The organism is Pseudomonas fluorescens, assembly GCF_900215245.1.
In the GTDB taxonomy this organism is placed as follows: domain Bacteria; phylum Pseudomonadota; class Gammaproteobacteria; order Pseudomonadales; family Pseudomonadaceae; genus Aquipseudomonas; species Aquipseudomonas fluorescens.
Genome location: NZ_LT907842.1, coordinates 5,697,541 through 5,718,910, shown reverse-complemented (window position 1 = coordinate 5,718,910; position 21,370 = coordinate 5,697,541). Strand labels below are relative to the sequence as shown.

Here is a 21,370-nt window from a genome sequence, read left to right as displayed (position 1 = left end):
TTGTTTGTTGTTTGATAGGGTAGTCAGCTTTGAAGTGAATCACATTCAAATGCGAGAAGCCTTGAGGCTCCACACGGCAACGTGTGAGTAATTCTAAGCTGTGAGCAGTCCAAAGGTTAGACTGAACATCTCTCGCCTTGTAGATGGCAGCAGAAAGCCTCACAGCGTTGGTTAACAATCAAAGTGCCCCCGGCAAGAATCAGAGAAGCCGATAGCCCAACGGCTGCCAGTAGTCAGCGAGCAGAGCGAAGCACTCTGTTTGATACTCATATTGTTCTCCTAATCCAATCGGCCAAATTTTTGGCCGATTGCCATTTACCCTCATTAAATACCGAACGCAATCCAACAACAGAACATAAATTGAAGAGCCTCTAAACGAGCTTGTCAGATACAGTTTAAGTTATGGTAGGAGAAGCAAGCTAGTTGAAAATAATTGTCAAAAAGTTGCATAAAAATGACACTTAGGTATTGACTTCTGTCAAATCCGTGAGATAATAACATACGAGCAAAGGAAAGATGCTTAGTTGTCTTTCTTGCTACCAAAATCCCTTCTAATACCGATCGTTAGTTTACTCCTCCTTTCTAACTGGTTGGTATGCCTGAGCAAGCGTGTCCTCCCACGCTTTGTTAGCACCGCGCCGGTGGTTGCTCAATACCGGCACTCCTTCGAAACACTCATTTAAACATCCGCAAGGCTCTTCATGGCCTGTTTCAGTACCATCAAGTTGCTGGCGATCACTTGAACACACCTCACGGCTTTGGTCGTTCTTAGCTCAGTGATGAAAGAGCCGTCTTAGCAGTACGGTGTGGAACACTGCTCTTGATTCAGATTCCTGTTGATTCGCAATGAGTCAGCAAGACAGCACACGGCAAACTTAATAAACAGTGAGCAGCAACTTTTTCACAGCTTCAGGGTAGCTGGTGCGAAACCCTAACTAATTCCTTGTACAGAGCGATGCAGCCAAAGTGCTGCTTTTCTTTGTGCTCGTATCTTTTACCGTTCCGCTCCCGTTCACACCACAGACATACAAGGAAAATCTACATGGCCCACACTACAAAAGTGTGCGGATGGTGTGGCGAGCTTTACCCTGCACAACGTTCAACATCTCGTTTTTGCAGTAGCTCTTGCCGCTCCCATTCGTACAGACACAACCAAGACCCTGATAAAGAGATTGAGCAAGCCAAGACTTCAATCTTCGAATTCTACAAACAACAAATCTCCAAACTCTCTGATTCTGAAATCCTAGGTGCAGTAGCTGCATTGATTCTAGAAACTCCAGAGGACAGCAAGAACAGAAAACAATCCATGCTCTACAAACTGCTTAACAAGGAATCTCAACATGTTTGACCCAATCACAGTAGGTGCTTTCTGCTTTGCCTTCTTGGCTATTGGCTACTCCCTCGGTGTTCTTCAATGCCACTTCCTAAACAAGAAGGCTTGAGCAATGGAAAACACTTTTGCAATCGGAACACAAACACAACTTTCTAACGAGATGTGGCGTACAGAGTTTCTTGCCACTTTGGATGAAGGCGACCTAACACATGAGTCTTTCATGTTCATCAAATCTAACCGCTACGCTGGTGACTCTGAAGACGAAACGCTTGAAGAGTATTCCCAGTGGTGCAAAGAACAAGGATACGAATTCTGATGACCGACACACAAACACTGAAGACTGAAGCCTCAGCCAAATATGAAGCCCAAGGCAAGTACGAAATCATCTACACCAACTTTCATGTAGATATGTTTCGTCAGTATGACGACCTTGTTAGCAAAGGCTACAAGCGTGCTGCTGATCCTTTCATCACTGCCAGCAACATGAACTGGTCTGTTGTGCAAGTGGTGCATATGGAAAAGCCAGCCAAGCTACAAACAGCAGAACTCAAAGCAATCTATGCAGCCATTGACGCTGCTCAATAACCAAACGAATACAAGGAAAAACATTATGACTACCCTAACAATCAAGAAGCACGATAAACAAGAACTGCAAACGCTCATTGACTACGAAACGCAAGCCTACGCTGTAACTGTACAAGGCCGTGACAGCTTTCTTGATGGACATGGCCGTCTGCGAACTGGTGAGTTCAACCTCCGTGGTGCCTTGGAAGTTGTAGAAGCTTCTTTCCCTCAAGCGGCAATGAACGAAGTGCAAAACAAAGTTGATCAAGGATACAAACTCTACACAGGCAGTATCTACCAACCATCTATCGGTAACAAACTCGTAAAAATCTATGTTGTTAAGCCTGAAGTTCTTCAGGCTGAAGACATTAAGGCCATCACATCTGAGGTCACAGCCAAATACACAGCAGACATTGACGCACATAACGAACGTGTGTTTGCACAAGAAGCTGAAGCATTGAAAGCTGAAGAAGCTGCTATTGCTGCTCAACTCAAAGAAGAAGACGCAGCACGTGTACAGGCTGATTTTGATAAGCGTGTACGTGCTCGTATGAAAGGGGCTAAGTAATGACTAAACGAGAACTGTGTCAATTGTCTAGCCAACTGCACTATGCAATCAGGCTTCTACAAGAACAAGTGGAAGAATTGGATGCCAAGATCGAAGCAATTACCGCTGAAGAGTTAGACCTTGCCAAGAAGGTTGATCAGTTGGAGTCCTCCTTGAAAAGAACACAAGACATCGCCAAAGGCCGTGCTGCACAGACAGCAATGCTTGTTAAGGATGTAGAAGAATTGAAGGCTGCCAAGTAATGAGTGAACAACAATACCGCAAGATGCTTATTGCTAAGCTGTTTGACGCTGATGTTACTGAAGTGCTCGCCACTTCAGCCATCAACCTAGATGACGCTGGATTCTTTCAGTTCTACAAAGTGCTTGTTGAAGAGCAAGACTATCTCAGAGAGACAGTGCAGAAGGCCAAAGCTTCTAAGGCCGAGGCAGTCGCTAAGTCTGTAGCCAAGACAAATGTACATACAGTAACGCTCGCACAAACAGCACCACAGCTAACATCTGCTGAGCTGACAATGCAGATGCTGCAAGAGAGATACAAGAAGTAATGAACACTGCCCAATACGACAACGATGAATGGGGCGCTGCCCCTTCTAAGTCCAAACCAAAACACAAAGACAAGAACCGCTCTCAACGTAGGGACGGTAAACGTCGTTACGAACAAGAGGAAATAGAATAATGTCCAACGCTATGACAGCAGAGCAGAAGCTAAAGTTTGCTGCTCGCATCTACAAACAAACAATTGAACCACTTGAGAAAGCCCTAACACGTGCTCTCTCTTGTGGCTTTCCAGAAGAGCACATTCAACGTCTTCAACACATGATTGAAGAAGCCAAGATGATTGCAAGCTTTGAACACATCACATTGCCAGTTAAGAAGAAGTCCCCCGGACGCCCACGCAAAGGCTCCAAGACTGTCGAACAAGAATGTCACGACATCTTCAAGAGTTATTGCCCTGTCTTCATTCCTCTAAAGGTGCAGGAGAAGAAAGGTGTTGATGCAGCGGGCAACGTCAAACCCCAAGAAGGTTTGGTTTTCAACTTCAGCAAATAAGAGACACAGGAGATTAAGACAATGACAGACGGTCAACACGCACTGATTCTGAAGTACCAAGCCACAACACCATCCAGTTATCACCACATCATCAATCATCTTGTTCTAACTGATCAACTCTACGCTGTACAGATGTTGGTGAGCACGCTTGAACAAGAGGAAGCAAAGAACGCTGTATGTAGTGAGGCAGCACGCAAGGTTGCTTATGATCGTAAGTTGATTGTTGACCAACTGGAAACTCTTTCTCGCCAATCTGACAAGCTGGAGCGTGAGTTGTTTTACACCAACATGCAAGCTGAAGGTTTCCGCATCCGCATGGAACAACTACTAGAAGAGAATGCAAAGCTGAAGGCTGTTTAACAACTGCTTTGAGCTTTCCTTTCTTACCCAATTTCAAGAGCTGACATTCCGTGTCGGCTCTTTTCCTATAAGGACACCAAATAATGACAATGACACGTACACATCAAGCCTACTTCTCTGATCTTGTAGAGAAGCTATTCCGCCAAGGCTTGGAAGCTGCAAACCAACACACTGATGTTGATTACATCCTGTCTCTGATCGACTTCAAAGAATACGGCAAGCGTTTTGGTGAAGAGGTGTTGAAACACGCTTCTTACACAGACCTCAAATACGCTGACAAGGTGCTGAGTGATGAACGTGTAATCCGTTCCACTTACGCTATTGAACAGGCTCTGGCCTTCATTGCACCAACAACCGAAGATGCTAAAAACATCGAAGTGATGGCCCAGTATCTAACATCTGGTGTATTGGATTCTGAGACAGCTTTGAATGGCATTGCTGATGCTGATGACGCTGTACAAACACGTGCACTTCAACTGATTCAAGAGCGTATGTGATGGTTACTGATCAAGAACTAGGCGAGCTATTCGCCAAGATTGGTTTCAAGGTTGACCTAAAGGGAATCCAACAAGCCAAAGCAGTAATGAAAGCTCTCGAAGCTCAAGCCCGTAACACTGGTAAAGCCATTGATAAAGCTTTGAAGGGTACAGGTGGTGCAGGACAGGCAGCTAAGAACATGGTTGTTGCACAACAGGCACAAACCAAAGCTCAACATCAAGCACAGCTACAGAATGCCAAGCTTGCCAAGATCAACAATAGTAGCCGAGCAAGTGGTCTGAAGACACAGCAACAACAGGTGGCTCTACAGATCAAACAAGCTCAGTTGGCAGCACAACAACAGAAAGCAGCCTATGCCGCTGCAAAAGCTCAAGCCTTGCAACACGCTCAAGCCGTGGGACACCAGATTCAACAGTCCCGTCTAGCCAACCTCCAGCAGCAACACCAAATCCGTGCAGCCCGTGCAGCAGCACAACAACATGCCGCAAACAGACGTGCAGCAGGACAGGCTAACACTCCTGGGCACGGTGGCCCACGATCCGCTCACGGCGGTGGCTTGCTTGGTGTAGGTAGCCACGCCATTCACCGCTTTGGCGGTGTTGGTCGTTTCGCTGGTGGCGTCACTGGTGGTGCTGAAGGCGCTCTAGGTGGCTTGGAAGGGCTTGCAGGTGGTCTAGGCCGTGCAGCAATGGGGTTGGGTGCTGTAGCTGGTGCCGCTGCTCTGGTAGTGGCTGCATTCGCTGCAATCGTTGCCGCTTCCACAGGTTTTGCCCGAGCGGCTGAACGAGCTGCTAACACTCGAAACCAACGCCTTGGGCAGTTCCAAGCTGTAGGAGATAAGACTCCTGAGAACGCTGCACGTATGAACAACCGTTTTGAGAACTTCGCACAAACAGAAGGACTATCCACAAAAGAGCTTGGAGCAGATTACTCTAAAATCGTTGGTGCATTGTCTTCTAAAGTTGGAGTTGATAAAGCTGCTAACACTGCTGAAGGCATCTTCAGATATGGTAAGGCTCAACACTTGTCTAACGAAAATATGTCTAAGATTAGTCTTGGTATGCGTCAAGCCCTTGGTAAAGGTCAACTCTTCTCTGAAGAATGGACAGGCCAAATTGCAGAACACCTTGGGGCACACGCCAACGAGTTTGGTGCTGAAGCTTGGCAAAAAGCATCCGGTGGCAAGCTAACTGGTGATGAAGCCTTGAAAGCTTTCGGTAAGGATCGTCAAGACAGAAAGATCAGTGGTGATGCACTTACAAGATTCATGATGGAACTCGGTAAGACACTGGATCAACATGCTAATGACGGTGGCTTGTTGGATAAAGCCCGCAACACCCAAGACTCTTGGGATAACCGAATCGCCAACCAATACCAAGCAAACATGGCTTCTGCTTTTGACAACACTGGATTGGAAACCACAATGCCTGCCCTATACAGCAGCCTTGTAGAGTTCCTAAAAGCTATTGAGCCACAGTTTGAAGCTTTGGGCCGTTCTTCTAGCACGGTGCTTGACGGTGTTACAGGTATGGTTAAGGGTTTGACTGAGCTTGCCAACTGGTTTAACAACGGCAAGAGCTACTTTGATCCTAAGTTTATGCAAGACCTTAGCTCTGCAATGGATGAGCTAGGAACAAGCTTCACTACTTACTACCACACGATCAAGCAAGCCTTTGGTATTGCTGATGATGTTGGTGTGTTCAAGACTGTAGGTGAAACTCTGATTGGAGTGATTACGGCTGTCGTTGATGCAATCACTACATTTGCTGATGTAATCACATACCTACTACGCAAGGTTCAAGATGGTTTGCACTTTGTTGGTAAGATTGATGATGACAAGTATGACCAGATTGTTAAGCAGCGTGAAGTTGACGACAAGCAACGTGCAGATATCGTTGCAAGACGAGAGCTAGACCGTCAGGGCGGTGGCCCTATGCCTAACCCTGCTGGCAATGTTGACCCAACAGCGCCTTGGCGTCTAACTGATGGTAGTGATATTCCAAAGCTAGACACTGTTGTTGCTCCTGATGCTGGCCCTAAAGCCTTCCCTAACATGGTGGGTGCAACTCCAAAGACGCCACTTGTTCAACCTGCTGTAAACGGACAAGCCGCCGCTTCTGCTGTCAATAACAACGTTGTTAACACAATCACACTCAACCAAGCACCAATCACCCTAAACGGTGTTGCTCCTGAAGAAATGAAAGGAGTGCTTGAGGATCATCGTCGAGAAACCGAAAGAACGATGCAGGACATTGTTAACAAGTTGAGTCCAGCAAGAGCCGCTGCTACACAGTCCCAAGCAAGAGGCAACTAATGTCGTCAGCCCTAGATAATAAAGTTTGGGGTTGGCTTCTTGCAGCTTGTTTCACTGTCCTGATTGGGTGCTGCATCTTAACGGTCAATGCCCACATCACACTCAATGAGTATCAAGTCACAAGAAGCCAAGACATTGCCATGATGAGGCAGGAGATTGTAAGAACGTCTCTTGCTCAATCTGATTCTTTCAGGATGCAGATTAACAACGGCAATGAACAACTCAAGCAGTACATTGATATTCAAGTCCCATTGAAGGCCCGAGACGCTATCTACAGTGTTTCGCCTATCAACATCAATCAAACTGCAAATCCAGCAATCACAACAAGCCCAAACTCAGCAATCAAATCCAAATAAACACAGGAGAATCAAACATGTTCCCAGTAACAATTGAGGGTATCACATACCCATCCCATTTTAAAACTCAAGCAGAAGCTGAGGCTGCTGCTGATGAGTTCCTTCAAGAGCAAGACGTTTACGACACTTCCAAAGTGTTCCGTGCAAAGACAGATAATGGTGGAGTCTACTTTGTTCTACAAGACAACAAAGGTGATGTTCTTCCTCTACCTGAAATCCGTCTCCCAGTACGTCTAAGCAAGGTAGCTTAATGTTCAATATTACCTATCCAGACGCGTCCTATATCGACGTTATCAAAACAGAGATTCATAACCACAACGACAACGCTAGAACAGGCTTTCCCGCTGTTGTAGTTGGCGTCAATAATACCGCTGTTCCATCCGTGACAGTGAAGTCTTTGATTCAACGGTACACCGACGATGGGGAAAACATGGATGACTTGCACATCCTCAATGTTCCTATTGGCCATATCAGAACTCACAGAAGTGCAATCCTCTTCCCTGTTAGCGTAGGTGATGAAGGGTGGTGCGATGTTGCCGATAACAGTCTAGATAACTTCAAGATTGCTTCCAACTCCAATCCTACCAAAGTGAATAACAACCGGATGAAGGATGAGATGGATGTTGTGTTCTTTCCGGGGTTGGCTCCACCGGGCGTGATTGCTCAACAACTCCAGAGCTTGAAACTCCCAAGAGATGCGAATGATCTAACCATCATCCACAACACAGGGACTGGTGCAGAAACAAACGTCACTCTCAAAGCAGACGGCAACGTTGAAATCAACTCACAATTCACAGTGAAAGTTATTGCTAAAGACATTGAGCTGAACGCAAGCAACAGTGTCTCTATCAATGCCTCTTCTCTGAAAGTGAATGTGCCTAACACCACATGGACAGGCAACACCACTATCAGCGGAACATGGACATTCAACGGGATTCCATTTGACACCCACAAACACGCCGGGGTTACACCGGGTAGTGGTGTATCTGGATTGCCAACAGCCTAACAACAGAACAGCCCGCCATGAACGGGCTTTCTTATTCATGCTCAGTCGAAGTCAGGGTCATAACCCTCAGCGTTATATTCGTCTATTGCTGATCGAGTGTGTCTAACACCAATCTCGACATTACCCCAATCTTTAACCATCTTTGCCACACCGTGGAATCCGGGGAAGAGAGTTGAGCCATCAATGCCCATCTTAGAACACAAATCCAGTAAGTCAGGTGCCTCACTTAATGGTAGCGTCATTTTGATAAGTGGAGCATAGCCGTTTGTTATGTCGTATATCTCCTGAACGTCTTCAAGTGCGTCAGCCTTGTATGTGTCGTCTACACTGTAATCCGTCGCATGGTGAGCAGTGAACAAACCAGATTGAGCCGCTTGATTCTGACTTGTGCCTCCCGGTGGTCGAATGATCTTTATCGTTTTCCAGAAAGGTGCAGAAGTTGTTTCCAGCGCCCACACAGCAATCTTTGGCATCCCCATAAAGTCAATCTCAAAGCTTGCTGATGCTGCTGCAAAATAACATGCAACAAAGCTTCGATCAGTCCAATCTAGGAGGCGGGTTGGCACTTCATAGTGTTGAGCTATCGCCATGATTTGGTGCATTTCTGGCTGAGGCCAAGGTCTGTGTCCACTCATGAACGAGTGTTGAGCAGTTATCAGCCTGTCTCTAATCTGTTCTGTATATCCGGGTACAATCAGCCCAGACCGGTCACAGCCATCTAAAAACTTCTTCAGAATGTCTAACTCAAAGCGGACTTGGCCCGAGCTTGACTTATCAAACATTCTTCGAGGGGAGCCGTACCCAAATGAGCCTTCGCCATTACGACACACAGAAGGGGTTAGTTTGTACTCGTCGCTTGGCTGACCCCTGAAGACGTATTTCCCGTTTTTCCAAGCGTCATTTAGAGGCGAAACGTGGTCAAGCAACTGACGTGCAGTCTCAAAGGCTATCTCAGTTGGGCTTCCCATCGTTGCTTGATCCTTGTTCCGTTGGTTGTATCCAAGTGTACGGGCCGATAATCCAGAGCCGCAAGAGAGCACCTGTTGTGCAGCCCCTGAACGTCAGTTCAGAGTGATATATCACTTCAAGTGTTCTCGCCTGATGTGGTTCCCACATACAACCAACAATAGAAACAAGAAACCTAAAGAGATAGTAACTCTGTGTCGTACCGACACGGGTATATCCTTTGTCATTCTGACAAGGCTTTCTGCACCAATATAAGAGCGGTTAGCTCATTTGATAGTTGGTTGTTATGTTTCTTGTTTGACTGGTATATCACTGTGTCTCACGACACTAGGTATGTAAGCTTCTGAACGTCCGTTCAGAGAGTAGTACCACTGTTAAATCATCCATCAGGAGTAGGGTAGTAATACTGTTAGCTTGCTATCTATTATCTGTAGGAGTATTCCTTTCTGCTGATACCGCTTTATGAGTGTGAATACTTTGATGAGAGTGTGTTTGAACGGTTTGTTAGCTTGATGTCGTATTACCAGTGGTGGTGACACTTGAGGGTAGTTTGTCTGTGTGCTGTTTTACTAAGCAAATCCATTTTGCACATGCAAGAGATTTTTGCACAAAAGTGAAAAATAATCGAAGAAATCACCACAGATTCACAACCAAGAACATGTGTCAACCACTTCAGCGCACATCTGTGCAATCTTTACACTTCTCAGATAGATGAGAGTGATTCCCATCAAGGAATTTCACACGATTTGCCGGAAGGCTTCAATTTGGAGATGGTAGGGATTCTCATCTGTGTTATGTGATGAATAACAGTTGACAGATGGGATATCACGCTGACGGACGTGGCACACACTCAAGTGCGAACACACAATCCAAGCCTCATAGATGGTGCAGAGCGTCAACAACATTCTGTGCAAACTCTCTCTCAGACGCCGTAAGGTGTTCTGAAATAGTGTCCACTAAAAACGTGTCTCACTCGGCTGGAAGCCACGGTTTATAAGGCTCTCAGCCCAGAACGGTTGTGACAAACTCCCAGTGATATAACCCCTGAACGGACGTTCAGAGAGTCACAGCCCCATGCCCCGAGGCATAAGCAGGACAACCCTTCATTTCCAATGAACACAGAAGCCATTGAGCCTATGGCGGCTCCAGCGGATACGCTGATTGGTTGGTGATGGATATGTTTGTGTTTGTATTGGGATACATTCTCAAGTGGTAATCCTCTTGATGCGAAAGCACCGTGCCTTGGCACATCGAAGCTCACACTCTCAAAGGTCGCTCATACAAAGGTGTGTCCAGTCAAGAGGATTCCCAACAAACACACAACAAATAGAACACAAGCAATTAATCCTGTTGACATAACACCGTAGGTGTGAGCTGACACACTGTGTAATCATTGTTTGTCATTTCTGGTAATGGTCGTTCAGACATTTGTCATATGTGTTTGTGACGTGTAGAATGACAACCACACAGAGTAAACAGGAATACAGACAATGAACGTTGTTGCTTACATCAGGGTTTCTACCAAAGGTCAAGGCGAGAGTGGGCTAGGTCTTGAGGCTCAACGTTCGTACATTGAAACAGCAGCCAAGCAAAATGGTTGGACAGTGGTAGCTGAATTCTCTGAAACAATCTCTGGTACAACACCGCCCCTAGAACGTCCTGAATGCTCCAAGGCGATTGCACAGGGTTTGCCTCTGGTGGTGGCTAAGCTTGATCGTTTGTCACGGGACGTTGAGCACATAGCCAGCTTGATGAAGCGTGTTGACTTCAAGGTGGCAACCATGCCGCAAGCTGACAAGTTTCAACTGCACTTGTTTGCAGCCTTGGCAGAACAGGAACGTGCATTCATCAGCCAGCGTACAAAAGACGCCTTGAAGGCGCTACAGGAGCGTGCAGACAGTGGCTGTGAAGAGAGCTTAGCTAAAGTGGAACGTCGCTCACAGGCGCTTTCCAAGGGACGTATCAAAGGCAACACCACCAACATGAATGCAGTCAAAGCAGTCAAGCAGGAAGCCCACCACACGTTGGTTGGAACACACGTTGAGCAGTGTCTGTACAGAGGCGTGAACACACTTCAGTCTCTTGCTGACTGTCTGAACACAAAGGGTATCTACACAGCCCGTGGCGGTCTGTGGTCGCCTACAACAGTACGTCGCTTGATGCTGGCTCTGGATGTAAGCTTCAAGAAGTAAACAGCGTGGGCAGGCTCTCAGGAGGTCACGGACTTATTTCATAATTAAGAACGATTCCCATTTGGGCGCTCGCGTGTTGCTTGATACCTCTCGCTTGAAATCGGCTTTTCCAATCATCACACGCCATCTAACAACTCCCCGTAACACACACCCTCCATCTTATATTTCCCAGTGCAAGCCACATCTCACAAAACATGAGGCCGTATTTTTTGGCGGGAAATGGGAAAGCCATTCCAGAAAGTATTCTATGGTGTGTTACCTTATTTTCCAGACTGTGAATTGAGTAACACTCTTGAAAGTGATTCTGTTCTGGCGGCGGGGCTGGAATTCTTGTGTGCATTTTCCATCACGCGCACTCAACCAACCTCGATTTCTACGTGAGCAAAATATTTTGCTTACACTTCTTCACCTAACTATCAACCTTACAGGAGTAACCATTATGAACATCCTTTCCAAGCTAGCTTGTGCTGTAGCTTTAAGCTTTTCCCTTTGTGCAGCTTCCTTTGCTGACACAATACCCCAAGAGAAGAGTGCAGCCTTGTTTTATGCCATGTCTTCTCTGTCTTCTGGTGCGAAAGACACAACAATCCGTTCCACAACCTGCACCCTTGGGTTATTCGACTGCAAACAGCGTGAGCTTGGCCCAATGTCCCATGATGAATGTGAGAGCATGGCCGTTCTGACCAAACAGAGCAGCCGTGAGCCTTGGTATCGTGATGTGAGTGTTATTTGTCTGTCCCGGTAGGCTTCCCTGTGTGCAATGTGATGTGTTACAGTCTGCCCACACAGCATTCACAGGAGCTTTCACGATGGCACAGGCAAAATCTCCAGAGGTAAAGGCGAAGATCATTTCCGCATGGCATGACGCGGAGGCCAAAGGCGAGTCACGTAAGAGCTTTCATGAGTGTGTTAAAGGCACTGAGTTAGAAGTCACCTATGGCGGGCTGAATAATTGGTTGAAGCCAAAGTCCTCAAAGAGTTTTGATAACACAATGAAACACACGCCAACCCATACAGCAGCCCCAATTCTCACTGCTGCCACGTTGGACGATGTAGAAGCTGCATACAAAAGAAGTATTGAAACCCTCATCACCAACCTTGAAGAGCAAGAGCAGCAGCTACAAGCTGAGCTTGAACGTGTGACGAATGACCTTATCAGAGCACGTGACAAGCTAACCAAGTTTGATTGATTGCAGAGTTTCACAAACCCCAAGGGCCACATAAGTGGCCTTTTTTGTGTCTGTCTCATTCTCATGTGTCACGCTTTCTGTTGACTTGGTGTGCGGTTGTGATAGGTTTGCTATGTCACAAGGTTTCGCACCCTGTGAAGCCTGACGAAAAGGGAGCTGCCATGGATACACTCCAGCAGACACACAATGTGTACGTTCAAAAGGGATACGATTCAAATGTTTACGAGATGTACAGCTTCAAAGCATTGGATACAGCCGCAACATTGAGGAATTGTGCGTCTAGGTTTGGGCTTGTGGCTTTCATAGTGAGTGTGGAAGACAACCAACCATTGACACACTACGTGCAACGATGTGAGGGCTGTACATTCTGTTAGATAGCCAAGGAGTGGTGTAGATGGGATTCTTTTATGTTGTGTTCAGTTTTTGTGTTTCAGCAACAGGATATGAAGACCATTGTCAGAAAGAGAAGTTGATAGACACACAGTATCTTGGGTTGGTTAGCTGTTACACAGGCGCCAGTTCGATTGAAAGGAAGACCACAGAGCAAATCTTGCAGGAGGCAAAGAAGAACAACGTGAAAGACCCGAAGATAGAAGTTAAGACCCGGTGCGTAACCAGTGCTGAGTCTGAAACCTTCTTGAAGCAGCGGGGGCCATCAGCCTTGGTCATCACTGGCAAGAAATACGAGTAGGGCTAACCGCCCATATCCCCGCAACACCCCGCTACAGGTTGCACGTCCCGCCCCATACGGATAAGCTCCGTCATTCATCCCCACATTGCCGTTTGTTGTGTGAAGATCATGTCGTAAATCAACGCCGAGTTCCAGGCGACCTGGGTATGCCCCGGCCCCTTATTCAAGCCGGCGAGCATCTCCACCCAGCGCTCGTATTCAGGCTTCCAGCGCCCGACGTAATAGGTGTTGAGCTCATATTGGCGAATGCCGTCGGCACTGAGTTTAAGCTCGCGCGCATACCATTGGTCGACGCTGCGGTAGGGCACGCCCAGGGCTTTCCAGTCTTCCAGGCCGATGGGGTTAACGAGCCCCAGTTGCTCGGTTTGCGCCGGATAGAGCAGCGCGTAACGGGTGGCGAGCATGCCACCGGTGGAGTGGCCGACGAGGGTGGCCTTTTGAATGCCGAGATGTTCAATCAGTTGGTGGGTGTTGATCGCCAATTGCTGGAAACTGTATTGGTAATGATCCGGCTTGCTGGAGGTGCAAAAGCCGATCTGGTCCGGCGCAATCACCCGATAACCGTCGGCGCTGAGGGCTTTTATCGACGCGTCCCAGCTGGCCGCACAGAAGTTTTTGCCGTGCATCAACACCACCGTGCGCCCGTTGGCCTTGCCCTCGGCGGGCACATCCATGTAACCCATCTGCAACGGTTTGCCTTGGGACTCGAAGGTGAAGTGTTCGACCGGGTAGGGGTATTGAAACCCTTGCAGTTCAGGGCCGTAGGCGGGACTTTCGCTGGCCGCGAAGGCGGGAAGGGCGCTGCCCAGCAGCAGGCCGGCAGCGCACAGTGAACGGATCAGCGTCATGGGTCAGGCTCCGAAAACAACAGTGTCCGGATGCTGTGGCGAGGGGATTAAGCGAGGATTAACGCAGCGCAGCGAGATAGGCCGGCGCTGCGCCAGCGATCCGTCAGAGGCATTCAAGCCGGGTTATGCGGCTGCCAGGTGGTTCACCGTCAGCAGGGCCAGCACGCCGTAGCGGGCGCCTTTTGCAACGGTAACCAACAGCAGGAAGCGCCAGAAGGGCTCGCGCATGACCCCGGCCACCAGGGTCAGCGGGTCACCGATGATGGGCACCCAACTGAGCAACAACGACCAATGCCCCCAGCGCTGGTAATGCACGCGGACCTTTTCCAGGTGCCGTGGGCTGACCGGAAACCAGCGCCGCGTCTGAAAACGCTCAACCGAGCGCCCCAGCCACCAATTGACCACCGAGCCGAGTACATTGCCGACGGTGGCGATGCACAGCAGCCCCCACACACTGTAATGCCCGCTGATCAAGAGGCCCACCAGCACCGCCTCCGATTGCATTGGCAGCAGCGTGGCCGCACCGAAGGCGGCGAAAAATAGCCCCAGGTAACCGGCGAGCATCAATCAACGGGCCGGGTAGTCGGCCACCACCACGTCTTGACCTTCCCGGGTCAGGCCGATGACTTGATAGGCATCGCTCATGCCGTCCATTTCCATGCCCGGCGAACCCATGGGCATGCCTGGCGCGGCAATCCCCAGCAAGTCGTCGCGCTTGCGCAGGGCCAGTACCTGCTCGGCGGGCACGTGGCCTTCGACGAACTTGCCGTCGATCACCGCGGTATGGCACGAGCCCAGGCGCGGCGCTACGCCCAGGCGCTGCTTGACGGCGCTCATGTCGGCTTCCACATGGTCATTGACCTTGAACCCGTTGCTTTCCAGGTGGCTGATCCACTTCTTGCAGCAGCCGCAGTTGGCGTCGCGATGGACGTCAATGGCAATTAGGTCGGCGGCCTGCGCCAGGGTGGTGGTGAACAGGGCTGAAAGCAGGGCCAGGCGCAAGGTGGTTTTCATGGGATGTCTCACTGAATGCAGGGCAATAAGCCGGGCATTCTCCCTGCTTTTTCCAGCAGGACGCGGTTGTAATGTTTCAAAATTATACGAAGGCAGTGTTTTCCAACCGATGTTTGAGCTGGTCCAGCGCAATGGCTGACAGGGCGACCATGCGTTCATGCAAGGTGGCAAGCTGCAACTCGGTCTCGTAGGTCAACACGCGCTTGAACCGGGTGCCGCCGCTGTCAGCCTGTAAGACATAGTGAATGGTGCCGTCGACGGCCAGGGAGGTGAAGACGGTTTTGAATTCACTGGGGCGGCAGGCTACTTGCACGCGATAACTCATGGGGACGCGCACGCCGAGCAAGTCGATGATTTCGCTAAAGCGCGCGCCGACCGCAAGCGAACCGGTGGTGCCGGTGTCGGCACTGAGGGACGAGGGGTGCCATTCGTGCCAGCGATCAGGCTGGGTCACATAGTCGTAGACGACCTCGGGAGGCGCCTGAATAAAGCATTCCTGACTGATCTGTTCTAAGCGGACCGAAGGCTCAGCAGCGTGCATGACACACCTCCTGTGTGGCGAGTATTGGCACCCTATCGCAGCTGTCAGAATAGTCCGACTCCCGCGCTTTGCACGGGAGTACTGAGGCAATTGATCAACGGACTTTAAAGCGACTCATCAGCGCAATCACCCGGCCATTCGCATTCAACAGGCTTTGCGTATTGGTTTCAGTGGCATGGCCGCTTTCCACCAACTCGTCGACCATATGTCGGATCTGCACCATGCTGCGGTTGATCTCCTCGGTCACTGCGCTTTGCTGCTCGGCGGCCGTGGCGATCTGGGTGCTGAGGTTGTTGATATGGCTGACCGACCCCGCCATTTCGTCAAGCCCGGTGTTGACCCGCGCCGTAGCATCCGCCGCCGATTGGCAACTGGCCTGGGTGTTTTCCATGGCGGCCACCGACGAACTAACTCCGGTCGTCAGGCGTGCCAGCATCTCGTTGATCTGTGAGGTGCTGGCCTGGGTACGTGCGGCCAGTGCCCGGACCTCGTCGGCCACTACCGCAAAACCGCGGCCTTGCTCGCCGGCGCGGGCAGCCTCAATCGCGGCGTTGAGTGCCAACAGGTTGGTCTGGCCGGCAATCGCGCCGATGACGCCAAGGGTTTCGGTGATACGCGCAGCATCCTGGCGCATGTTTTCGACGGTGTGGGTCGCGCTGGCGACTTCGCCGATCAGGGCACTGACGCTGCTGGACGCTTCGCCCACAACCACGCGAGAGCGGTCGGCGTGCTCGTTGGCGCGCTGGGTGAACGAGGCGGTTTCCGCCGCGTTTTGCGCAACGGTGTCGGCGGTCGAGCTCATTTCGGTGATGGCGGTGACGGTCTGGTCGGTCTCCGAGGCGTGGCGTACCAGGATCTGGTTGGTGTGCGCCGAGGTTTTTTGCAGCTGCTCAAGGCCCGAAGACATGGCTCCCGTGGCCTGGGTGACTTCACCAATCATGTTCTGCAAGTAGACGATAAAGTGGTTCACCGAGTGGCCGATGGCGCCCAGTTCATCTTCGGCACGAATGGTAATGCGGCGCGTCAGGTCGGCATCGCCGGCAGACAGCGCGTCGATATTGGTTTTCAGCGTCTTCATGCGCTGCACCAGTTGGCGGATTGCAAAGAACGCCAGCAGCACCAGCAGGAGCACCATGGGAATTTGCAGCATGGCCAGGCTGCCGAGCACGTCATCGCGCTGGGCCGTGATCAGCGCCGTCGGCAGGGCGGTGGCGAGGAACCAAGGGGTGCCTTCGATCGCCCGCAGGTAGAAGGTGCTGGCCACGCCCTGGTTGTCGAACTCAGCGCGTTGAAGCCCCTGGTCGCGATGAGCGAGGGCTTTGCTGACCTGAGCGGCAAACGCCGAGGTGCCGGCCAGTTCGCTGATGTTCTTCAACACCACCGGGCTGTTGATGCGTGAACTGTTGCTGATGATCTTGCCGTCGCCTTCAACGATCAGCATCTGCCCACCGATGTCTTTCTCTTTGTTGGCCACCAGGTCATTGAAGAACCCCAGTGTCACGTCGATGGTGGCGACGCCATACGCGGCGCCGTCACGCTGGATCGCCATGGCGCAATTGGTGCGCGGCTCCTGGCTGGCATCGTCTTTATAGGCGGCGGCCCAGGCGCATTGCCCGCGCGGCGAGGCGAGGCCGCCTTTGTACCAGCTCTGGTCGTAGTAATTAGGCGCGGCGTCGCTGTTCCAGAAGGTATTGACGGCCAGCTTGCCCGAAGCATCGCGGTGCCAGAACGTGCTGTGCTTGTTGCGCCCTGGCGTACGTTGGTTAGGCAGCGGCCAGATGCCGCCGCCGAATACTTTCAGCTCGCCGTACTGGTCCACCAGGCCGGGCAGGACTTTGTCGATGGCATCGCTGTCGAGCAGAGGGATGGTTTGGGTGATGCTGCGTTGCTGGGCCTGGACCTTGTTCAGCTCGCCCTTGATCTGTTCGGCCACCTCAGCGACGCGGTTGAGCACCACCTGCTCTTCAGTTAGCCGTAGCTTGGGGGCCACCAACTGGCCGATACCCACCACCGTCAGCACCAATAGCACCAGGACGAACAGCACCAGAAACAGGGTATAGCGGGTTTGAATGGAGCGAATTGGGGGCATGAGGTCGTCCTTACGAAGCGTTTATTATCGACGCGGCTTTGTTAGAGCTTCATCGGGCTATCGGCTTGGTAAGGCGGACCTTTAGGTACCATGGTGCAAGAAAAATCGGGCGCCCCCACACGCGGGCGCCCGGGGCCCGACGGCTACTGATTCACCAGGCCCATCGAGGCTTCGCTGTAGCGCAAACCGGCCGTCGCGCCGGCGGGGAAGATCGACGTCAGCGCTGCCGATTCGGCAGGGCTCAAGACGATGTCGACGGCCGCCACGTTCTCTTCCAGGTACTTGCGCTGTTTGGTGCCCGGGATCGGGATCAGGTAATCGCCTTGGGCGAGTACCCAGGCCAATGCCAATTGCCCGGCCGTCACGCCTTTTTCGGCGGCCAGCGCCCGCACCTTATCCACCAGCAGCAGGTTTTTTGCGAAGTTCTCGCCCTGGAACCGTGGGCTGGAGCGGCGATAGTCGTCGGCCGCGAAGTCCTCCTGGCTTTTCAAGGTGCCAGTGAGAAAACCGCGCCCCAGTGGGCTGTAGGGCACAAAGGCGATGCCCAGGCGCTGGCACGCCTCCAGGCAACCGTTGTCTTCCTGGTCACGGCTCCACAGCGAGTATTCACTTTGCAAGGCGCTGATCGGGTGCACCTTGTGGGCACGTTCCAGACTGGCGGCCGAGGTTTCACTCAGGCCCAGGTAACGCACCTTGCCTTGCTTGACCAACTCGGCCATGGCCCCGACGCTTTCTTCGATGGCTACCTCGGGGTCCACGCGATGCTGGTAGTAAAGGTCCAGGGTGTCTACGCCCAGGCGCTTCAAGGTGCCGTCAATCGCCGTGCGGATGTACTCAGGGCGACCATTCACACCGCGTGCCGCGGGGTTTGCCGGGTCGCGCACAAAGCCGAACTTGCTGGCCAGGAACACCTGATCGCGTTTGCCGGCGATGGCTTTGCCGATCAGTTCTTCATTGGTGCAGGGGCCATACATGTCGGCGGTGTCCAGCAAGGTGACGCCCAGCTCAAGGGCGCGGTGCAGGGTCGCAAGCGCTTCCTGGGTATCACTGCCGGTGGTGTAAAAATCGGTCATGCCCATGCAGCCGAGGCCGATGGCGGAGACGTGAGGGCCATTCTTGCCAAGTTGACGAGTGTGCATCGGGGGAGCTCCTTGATGGGAAAGGCCCATTGTTCTCCTCGACAACTCAGGGATAAAGCGGCTAAAACCGCTATCACTATTATGATTTTCTAAATAATCCCTGGAGTTTACCCAGCTTTGGACCGATTTAACGCCATGCGCGTCTTCACCCGAATCGTTGAGTTGGGCGGCTTCGCCAAGGCCGCCGACAGCCTGCAACTGCCGCGTGCCTCGGTGACGATCATGATCAAACAACTGGAGGCACACCTCGGCGTGCAGTTGTTGCAGCGCACCACCCGGCAAGTCAATCCGACCCCGGACGGCGCGGCGTATTACCAGCGCTGTGTGCAGTTGCTGACGGACCTTGAAGAAACCGAGGCGGTGTTTTCCAACCGCCGTCAGAACCCGCGCGGTACGTTAAGCATCGACATGCCATCCGGTATCGGCCGGCTTATCGTGATCCCCGCGTTGCCGACGTTTACCGCGTGCTACCCGCAGATCGAACTGGAAATCGGCCTTAACGACCGCCCGGTGGACCTGATCCGTGAAGGTGTGGATTGCGTGCTGCGCGGTGGCCTGGCGCTGGACGAGTCGCTGGTGGCGCGGCCGCTGGCGGTGATGGATCAGCTCACGCTGGCCAGCCCCGATTACCTTGCGCGCATGGGCGTGCCCGCGAGCCTGGACGATCTGGCCCATCACCAGATGGTCGAATACGTTTCCAGTGCCAGTGGTAAACGCTTCGGCCTGGAGTTTCAGGTTGGCAGCGAGTTGCGCGTGGTCAACCTGGCGAAGGTCGTCGCAGTCAACAGTTCCGACGCGTATTTCGCCGCGTGCGAAGCCGGGTATGGCCTGATCCAGGCTCCCCACTATCACGCCATGCAGCAACTGGCCAAGGGCACGCTGGTGCCGGTGCTGCCACAGCTGCCAGTACCCACCATGGCACTCACCGCGCTGTACCCGCCGCACCGCCAGTTGTCGCAACGGGTGCGGGTATTCGTGGATTGGTTGGTCGACCTGTGTAGTCAGCCCGGCACCGGCCTGCAGCGCCAGGATCAGACAAGCCAGCAGTGACGTTGCGGCCGGGTAATGGCTTGCAACGCTAGGCCTGAGCCTTGCGATAGGCCCCCGGTTGTTGCCCGGTTACTTTGTGGAATGCGCGGGTAAACGCGGCCACCGACTGGTAGCCGACCGCCAGCGCGACCTCCGCCACCGTCTGGTCTTGCTTGAACAGCTGGCACGCATGGCGCATGCGCATCATCAACAGCACCTGGCCGGGCGAGCGGCCGCACAACTCGTTAAACCGTTTGAAAAACGCCGAGCGCGACAGCCCGGTACAGGCCGCCATGCTTTCCAGGGTCCAGGCCTCAGCCGGGCGAGCGATAAGCTGTTCCAGCAAGTGCGCAAATGCCGGCTGCCGGCCCAATGCCGCCAGGCCGCCGAGGGCGGTGTTGTCGAGCACTTGCTGGCGCAGCACATACAGAAACAACAAGTGGCAAAGACGTTCAAGCAACGCCGAGGAAGGCGCGGGCGTGCGCTGGCATTCTTGCAGGATCAGGTCGAACAGGTTGCGCGCGGCGGTCAACGAGGGGTCGCCGGCACGCAGGATGATCCAGGCGGGGAGGGTGTCGACAATCATCGCCGACAGGCCGGAATGGAAGTGGAAGAAACCGCAGACCAGCCCGACGCCATCGCTGGCCTCGTTATCCAGCGCCAGCATCGCACGGCGTGGAGATTCCTGCGCGCCCTGCGCCGTGGCTTCGCCGGACAGCCGATATTCAAGGTCGCGCAGCAGAAACAGCGCATCGCCATTGTTCAAGTGCTGGGGGGCGGATTCTCCGTCGATATGCAGCCAGCACTGGCCTTGCACAATCAAGTGGAAACTCGCGCTGGCCAGGCCATGGGTGCTTGCATGCCAGTCGCCGCAATAGCGCCCGACGTGGAACAGACTGGTGTTGAGCTCAAGGCTGTCTAATAACCAATCGACGAGAGCACTGGACGAATTCATCTAACGTAAAGACTCAAGAGCAAGTAATCGCTACTTTAGCCTATTGAGGGGATTTTTTATAACCAACAGACTGGAGCCATCAACCCATGAGGAGACCACTCCATGTCCCGCGTACCGTTGCTGACCCCTGAAACCGCACCTGAAGCGGCCAAGCCGTTCCTGGAAAACGCCCTCAAGGGCTCGGGTTTCATCCCCAACCTGCTCGCCGTCTTGGCCAATGCACCGGCCGCGCTGGAAACCTATATCACGGTGTCCGGCCTCAACGCCAAGTCTGAACTGAGCCTGGCCGACCGCGAAGTGGTGCAACTGATTGCCGCCACCACCCACGGCTGCGATTTCTGCGTCGCCGGCCACACAGCCGTTGCCCGCAACAAAGCCAAGCTGCCGGAAGACGTCATTGATGCGTTGCGCCAGCGCGGTGAATTGCCCAATGCCCGGTATGAGACACTCGCCGCCTTCACCCGTGAAGTGATCGCCACCCGCGGCGATGTCAGCGATGCCGGCTTCGAGGCATTCCGTGCCGCCGGTTACTCCGATGGCCAGGCGCTGGAAGTTATTTTAGGGGTGAGCCTGGCAACGTTGTGCAACTTCGCTAACGTGTTTGCCCGTACCCCGTTGAACCCGGAGTTGGCGCAATACCGTTGGGAAAAACCGGCAAGCTGAAT

General features: G+C 52.3%; 25 protein-coding genes and 3 pseudogenes. 19 read left to right on the top strand and 9 right to left on the bottom strand.

What is annotated here, in order from left to right; translation table 11 throughout:
* Positions 1 to 1,042 precede the first annotated feature (1,042 nt).
* From CPH89_RS30295 to CPH89_RS26370, 13 genes are all read left to right on the top strand, one after another.
* Positions 1,043 to 1,348: a hypothetical protein gene (locus tag CPH89_RS30295; protein ID WP_145963502.1), complete on the top strand. Its 306-nt coding sequence runs from the start codon at positions 1,043 to 1,045 to the stop codon at positions 1,346 to 1,348.
* A 97-nt stretch (positions 1,349 to 1,445) separates the two neighbouring features.
* Positions 1,446 to 1,649: a hypothetical protein gene (locus tag CPH89_RS26430; protein ID WP_096236928.1), complete on the top strand. Its 204-nt coding sequence runs from the start codon at positions 1,446 to 1,448 to the stop codon at positions 1,647 to 1,649.
* Entirely contained in the window at positions 1,649 to 1,918 is a 270-nt protein-coding gene (locus CPH89_RS26425) for a hypothetical protein (protein WP_096236925.1), read from the top strand. The genes CPH89_RS26430 and CPH89_RS26425 overlap by 1 nt, the downstream gene beginning before the upstream one ends.
* A 25-nt stretch (positions 1,919 to 1,943) precedes the next feature.
* Positions 1,944 to 2,465 carry a hypothetical protein gene (locus CPH89_RS26420; RefSeq protein WP_096236922.1) on the top strand — a complete coding sequence of 174 codons (522 nt, stop codon included), beginning with the start codon at positions 1,944 to 1,946 and terminating at the stop codon, positions 2,463 to 2,465.
* Positions 2,465 to 2,707: a hypothetical protein gene (locus CPH89_RS26415; RefSeq protein ID WP_096236919.1), complete on the top strand. Its 243-nt coding sequence runs from the start codon at positions 2,465 to 2,467 to the stop codon at positions 2,705 to 2,707. The genes CPH89_RS26420 and CPH89_RS26415 overlap by 1 nt, the downstream gene beginning before the upstream one ends.
* A complete protein-coding gene (locus CPH89_RS26410; protein ID WP_096236916.1) occupies positions 2,707 to 3,012 on the top strand; it encodes a hypothetical protein in 306 nt (101 codons plus the stop codon). Before CPH89_RS26415 ends, CPH89_RS26410 begins: the two co-directional genes overlap by 1 nt.
* Positions 3,013 to 3,142: 130 nt before the next feature.
* Entirely contained in the window at positions 3,143 to 3,517 is a 375-nt protein-coding gene (locus tag CPH89_RS26405) for a hypothetical protein (RefSeq protein WP_096236913.1), read from the top strand.
* A gap of 21 nt (positions 3,518 to 3,538) precedes the next feature.
* A complete protein-coding gene (locus CPH89_RS26400; RefSeq protein WP_096236910.1) occupies positions 3,539 to 3,877 on the top strand; it encodes a hypothetical protein in 339 nt (112 codons plus the stop codon).
* An 83-nt stretch (positions 3,878 to 3,960) separates the two neighbouring features.
* Positions 3,961 to 4,374 carry a hypothetical protein gene (locus CPH89_RS26395; protein WP_096236907.1) on the top strand — a complete coding sequence of 138 codons (414 nt, stop codon included), beginning with the start codon at positions 3,961 to 3,963 and terminating at the stop codon, positions 4,372 to 4,374.
* Complete coding sequence (locus CPH89_RS30290) at positions 4,374 to 6,689, top strand: hypothetical protein (protein ID WP_157750154.1); 2,316 nt, start codon at positions 4,374 to 4,376, stop codon at positions 6,687 to 6,689. Before CPH89_RS26395 ends, CPH89_RS30290 begins: the two co-directional genes overlap by 1 nt.
* Positions 6,689 to 7,045 (top strand): hypothetical protein, encoded by a 357-nt coding sequence (locus CPH89_RS26380; protein WP_096236898.1) that lies wholly within the window; start codon positions 6,689 to 6,691, stop codon positions 7,043 to 7,045. The genes CPH89_RS30290 and CPH89_RS26380 overlap by 1 nt, the downstream gene beginning before the upstream one ends.
* Before the next feature lie 17 nt (positions 7,046 to 7,062).
* Entirely contained in the window at positions 7,063 to 7,296 is a 234-nt protein-coding gene (locus CPH89_RS26375) for a hypothetical protein (protein ID WP_145963501.1), read from the top strand.
* Positions 7,296 to 8,051 carry a Gp138 family membrane-puncturing spike protein gene (locus CPH89_RS26370; RefSeq protein ID WP_096236892.1) on the top strand — a complete coding sequence of 252 codons (756 nt, stop codon included), beginning with the start codon at positions 7,296 to 7,298 and terminating at the stop codon, positions 8,049 to 8,051. The genes CPH89_RS26375 and CPH89_RS26370 overlap by 1 nt, the downstream gene beginning before the upstream one ends.
* A gap of 41 nt (positions 8,052 to 8,092) precedes the next feature.
* Here CPH89_RS26370 and CPH89_RS26365 read toward each other — a convergent pair whose 3' ends face one another.
* Complete coding sequence (locus tag CPH89_RS26365; RefSeq protein WP_096236890.1) at positions 8,093 to 9,019, bottom strand: FRG domain-containing protein; 927 nt, start codon at positions 9,017 to 9,019, stop codon at positions 8,093 to 8,095.
* 1,488 nt (positions 9,020 to 10,507) lie between these two features.
* Between CPH89_RS26365 and CPH89_RS26360 the strand changes: the two genes are divergently transcribed.
* From CPH89_RS26360 to CPH89_RS26350, 4 genes are all read left to right on the top strand, one after another.
* The gene (locus CPH89_RS26360; protein ID WP_096236887.1) at positions 10,508 to 11,209 is read left to right on the top strand and encodes a recombinase family protein; all 702 of its coding nucleotides are present in this window, start codon (positions 10,508 to 10,510) and stop codon (positions 11,207 to 11,209) included.
* A 439-nt stretch (positions 11,210 to 11,648) separates the two neighbouring features.
* On the top strand, positions 11,649 to 11,954 hold the full coding sequence (locus CPH89_RS30285; protein ID WP_145963500.1) for a hypothetical protein: 306 nt from the start codon (positions 11,649 to 11,651) through the stop codon (positions 11,952 to 11,954).
* Between the two features lie 64 nt (positions 11,955 to 12,018).
* Positions 12,019 to 12,399 carry a hypothetical protein gene (locus CPH89_RS26355; RefSeq protein ID WP_096236884.1) on the top strand — a complete coding sequence of 127 codons (381 nt, stop codon included), beginning with the start codon at positions 12,019 to 12,021 and terminating at the stop codon, positions 12,397 to 12,399.
* Positions 12,400 to 12,793: 394 nt separating this feature from the next.
* Complete coding sequence (locus CPH89_RS26350; RefSeq protein WP_096236881.1) at positions 12,794 to 13,090, top strand: hypothetical protein; 297 nt, start codon at positions 12,794 to 12,796, stop codon at positions 13,088 to 13,090.
* Between the two features lie 95 nt (positions 13,091 to 13,185).
* Here CPH89_RS26350 and CPH89_RS26345 read toward each other — a convergent pair.
* From CPH89_RS26345 to CPH89_RS26320, 7 genes and pseudogenes are all read right to left on the bottom strand, one after another.
* A pseudogene (locus tag CPH89_RS26345) lies at positions 13,186 to 13,938 on the bottom strand (alpha/beta fold hydrolase); the annotation flags it as partial.
* A gap of 123 nt (positions 13,939 to 14,061) precedes the next feature.
* A complete protein-coding gene (locus CPH89_RS26340) occupies positions 14,062 to 14,502 on the bottom strand; it encodes a YqaA family protein (protein WP_053255872.1) in 441 nt (146 codons plus the stop codon).
* Positions 14,503 to 14,505: 3 nt separating this feature from the next.
* Entirely contained in the window at positions 14,506 to 14,952 is a 447-nt protein-coding gene (locus CPH89_RS26335; RefSeq protein ID WP_053255873.1) for a DUF411 domain-containing protein, read from the bottom strand.
* Positions 14,953 to 15,034: 82 nt separating this feature from the next.
* A complete protein-coding gene (locus tag CPH89_RS26330) occupies positions 15,035 to 15,493 on the bottom strand; it encodes an SRPBCC family protein (RefSeq protein ID WP_053255874.1) in 459 nt (152 codons plus the stop codon).
* Between the two features lie 94 nt (positions 15,494 to 15,587).
* Positions 15,588 to 16,106 (bottom strand): annotated as a pseudogene (locus CPH89_RS31010) (methyl-accepting chemotaxis protein); the annotation flags it as partial.
* A 390-nt stretch (positions 16,107 to 16,496) separates the two neighbouring features.
* Positions 16,497 to 17,582 (bottom strand): annotated as a pseudogene (locus tag CPH89_RS31005) (cache domain-containing protein); the annotation flags it as partial.
* A gap of 143 nt (positions 17,583 to 17,725) precedes the next feature.
* A complete protein-coding gene (locus CPH89_RS26320) occupies positions 17,726 to 18,721 on the bottom strand; it encodes an aldo/keto reductase (RefSeq protein WP_053255876.1) in 996 nt (331 codons plus the stop codon).
* A 117-nt stretch (positions 18,722 to 18,838) separates the two neighbouring features.
* Between CPH89_RS26320 and CPH89_RS26315 the strand changes: the two genes are divergently transcribed.
* Complete coding sequence (locus CPH89_RS26315; RefSeq protein ID WP_053255877.1) at positions 18,839 to 19,771, top strand: LysR family transcriptional regulator; 933 nt, start codon at positions 18,839 to 18,841, stop codon at positions 19,769 to 19,771.
* Between the two features lie 28 nt (positions 19,772 to 19,799).
* Here CPH89_RS26315 and CPH89_RS26310 read toward each other — a convergent pair whose 3' ends face one another.
* Positions 19,800 to 20,705, bottom strand: coding sequence for an AraC family transcriptional regulator (locus CPH89_RS26310; protein ID WP_053255878.1), 906 nt, complete (start codon positions 20,703 to 20,705; stop codon positions 19,800 to 19,802).
* A gap of 102 nt (positions 20,706 to 20,807) precedes the next feature.
* Here CPH89_RS26310 and CPH89_RS26305 point away from each other — a divergent pair, with 102 nt between their 5' ends.
* A complete protein-coding gene (locus CPH89_RS26305) occupies positions 20,808 to 21,368 on the top strand; it encodes a carboxymuconolactone decarboxylase family protein (RefSeq protein ID WP_053255879.1) in 561 nt (186 codons plus the stop codon).
* The last annotated feature ends 2 nt before the right edge of the window (positions 21,369 to 21,370 follow it).